Source organism: Amycolatopsis sp. NPDC049691, assembly GCF_040675005.1.
Classification (GTDB): Bacteria; Actinomycetota; Actinomycetes; order Mycobacteriales; family Pseudonocardiaceae; genus Amycolatopsis.
The window spans coordinates 1-2,117 of record NZ_JBFANX010000050.1 but is presented as its reverse complement, the minus strand read 5'-3'; the positions used below and the strand labels follow the sequence as shown (position 1 = coordinate 2,117).

Annotated in this window: 3 protein-coding genes and 1 pseudogene; 1 reads left to right on the top strand and 3 read right to left on the bottom strand. The window is 70.6% G+C overall.

Features of this window, described 5'->3' with window-relative positions; all coding sequences use genetic code 11:
* On the top strand, positions 1-195 hold a 195-nt coding region (locus AB0J40_RS47460; RefSeq protein ID WP_364467272.1), incomplete at its 5' end, for an integrase core domain-containing protein.
* Here the strand turns inward: AB0J40_RS47460 and AB0J40_RS47455 are convergent.
* The 3 genes and pseudogenes from AB0J40_RS47455 to AB0J40_RS47445 all read right to left on the bottom strand — a co-directional run.
* Positions 192-1,142, bottom strand: coding sequence for a ribose-phosphate pyrophosphokinase (locus AB0J40_RS47455; RefSeq protein WP_364467270.1), 951 nt, complete (start codon positions 1,140-1,142; stop codon positions 192-194). The two genes, AB0J40_RS47460 and AB0J40_RS47455, sit on opposite strands and share 4 nt — an antisense overlap.
* A complete protein-coding gene (locus AB0J40_RS47450) occupies positions 1,139-1,789 on the bottom strand; it encodes an SDR family oxidoreductase (RefSeq protein ID WP_364467268.1) in 651 nt (216 codons plus the stop codon). The genes AB0J40_RS47455 and AB0J40_RS47450 overlap by 4 nt, the downstream gene beginning before the upstream one ends.
* 10 nt (positions 1,790-1,799) lie before the next feature.
* A pseudogene (locus AB0J40_RS47445) lies at positions 1,800-2,117 on the bottom strand (hypothetical protein); the annotation flags it as partial.

Genomic DNA, 2,117 nt, shown 5'->3' with positions numbered 1-2,117 from the left:
AACGGCAAGATCGAACGATTCCACCGCACGTTGGCCGAAGGCTGGGCCTACGCCCGGTTCTACCCGTCCGAGAGCCTGCGCCGGGCGGCGCTACCAGGCTGGCTGCACTTCTACAACCATCATCGACCCCACAGTGCAACCGGCGGCAAGCCGCCGGTCACCCGGCTGACCAACCTCCCCGGACATCACACCTAGAACAGCGCCGACACCGATTCGCCGTTGTGGATGCGGCGGATCGCCTCGGCCATCGCCGGGGCGATCGAGAGGATCTTCAGCTTCTCGGTGCGCTCTTCCTCCGGGACCGGGACGGTGTTGGTGCAGACGATCTCCAGCACCTCCGGCCGGCTGCCGATGCGCTCGATGGCCTTCGCCGCGAACAGCCCGTGCGTGCACGCCACCCGGATCGAACGCGGGCGAAGCTCGGCCAGCCGGTCCAGCAGTTCGAGCACGGTGCTGCCCTTGGCGATCTCGTCGTCGAGCACGATCACGTCCCGGCCGGTGATCTCGCCGATGACCGACGTGATCTGGACGCGGTCGTCGGGGAAGCGTTCCTTTGCACCGGCCGCGACCTGGACGCCGAGGAGCCGCGCGAAGTGCGACGCCTCCTTCGCGTTGCCCAGGTCGGGTGAGACGACGGTGGCGCGGGACAGGTCGTACTGCCGGAAGTGCTTGGCCAGCTCCTGCAGCGCGTGCAGGTGGTCCACCGGGACGCTGAAGAAGCCGTGGACCTGCGGCGAGTGCAGGGTCATCGCGAGCACGCGGCTCGCCCCGGCCGTCACCAGCAGGTCCGCGACCAGCCGGCCACCGATGGAGATGCGCGGCGCGTCCTTCTTGTCCGAGCGCGCGTACGAGTAGTGCGGGATCACGGCGGTGATGCGGGACGCCGAGGCGCCGCGGGCGGCGTCGAGCATCAGCAACAGCTCGACGAGGTGCTCCTGCACCGGCTTGACCAGCGGCTGGATGATGAAGACGTCCCGCTCGCGGCAGTTGGACTGGAGCTGCACTTCGAGGCAGTCGTTGGCGAACCGCTGGATCTCGACCGGCCGCAGCGGCACGCCGAGGTGCTCGCAGATCTCTTCGGCCAGCTCGGGGTGGGCGCTGCCGCTGAAGACGGCGATTTCTCTCGATGCCTGGGTGATCACAGCGCGGAGATCGCTTCGCCGATGGCGTCCTCACCCGAGATCAGGGTCAGGGTGCGGCGCGCCGAAGCCGGCGTGTCGAGCAAACCGACGAGCACCGCGGCGACGTCGTCACGCGGGATCGGGCCGCGCTCGGTCCGCTCGGCCAGTAGGACGAGGCCGGTGCCGGGGTCGTTGGTGAGCTGACCGGGCCGGAGGATCGTCCAATCGAGATCGCGGGCCTTGAGGTCGTCTTCCGCCGCGCGCTTGGCGCGCAGGTAGTGCCGGAACTCCTCGGTGACGTCGGGGTTCTCCGGGTTGTCGGCGCCGATGGAGCCGACCTGGATGTGCCGCCGGACGCCGGCCCGCTCGGCCGCTTCGGCGAACAGCGCCGCGGCACCACGGTCCACAGTGTCCTTGCGGGCGGTGCCGCTACCCGGGCCCGCGCCGGCCGAAAACACGGCGGCGTCGGCACCCTTCAGGACCTCGGCGACGGCGTCCACATCGGAGTTCTCCAGGTCGAGCACGACGGCCTGGGCGCCGGCCGCTTCGAGATCCGCCGCGTGGGCGGGGTTGCGGATGATCCCGACCGCTTCGTCACCGCGCGCGGCGAGCAGCCGCTCGAGCCGCAACGCGATCTGACCGTGTCCACCAGCAATGACGACTCGCATGCTGCGGAGCCTAGTGCGAAGCCGGCGCCTCCGCGGTCCGGAGCAGGTGGTCGTAGACCAGCTCGTTGACCAGGCGGGAGACCGGGTCCTCGGCGAGCACGACGCGCTCGGTGCGGCCCTCGAGGTCGAGGTCCACGACCGCGTTCGGGTCGGCCGTGACGACCGCGAGGCCGTACGCGCGGGCCCGCGGGAGGCAGTTGCCGACGTAGTCCTCGGTGAGGATGGCCGGCGACGGGAGCACGAGCGCGGCCTCGCCGTAGCGGGCGAACGGAACCGCGGAGGCCATCGCGGTGCGCCAGTGGCGCGCGACGGCCAGGACGCCGACGAT

What these genes read in the sequence shown, in the direction of transcription:
- AB0J40_RS47450 (WP_364467268.1), bottom strand. Translation starts at nt 1,789, where the DNA reads ATGCGAGTCGTCATTGCTGGTGGACACGGTCAGATCGCGTTGCGGCTC.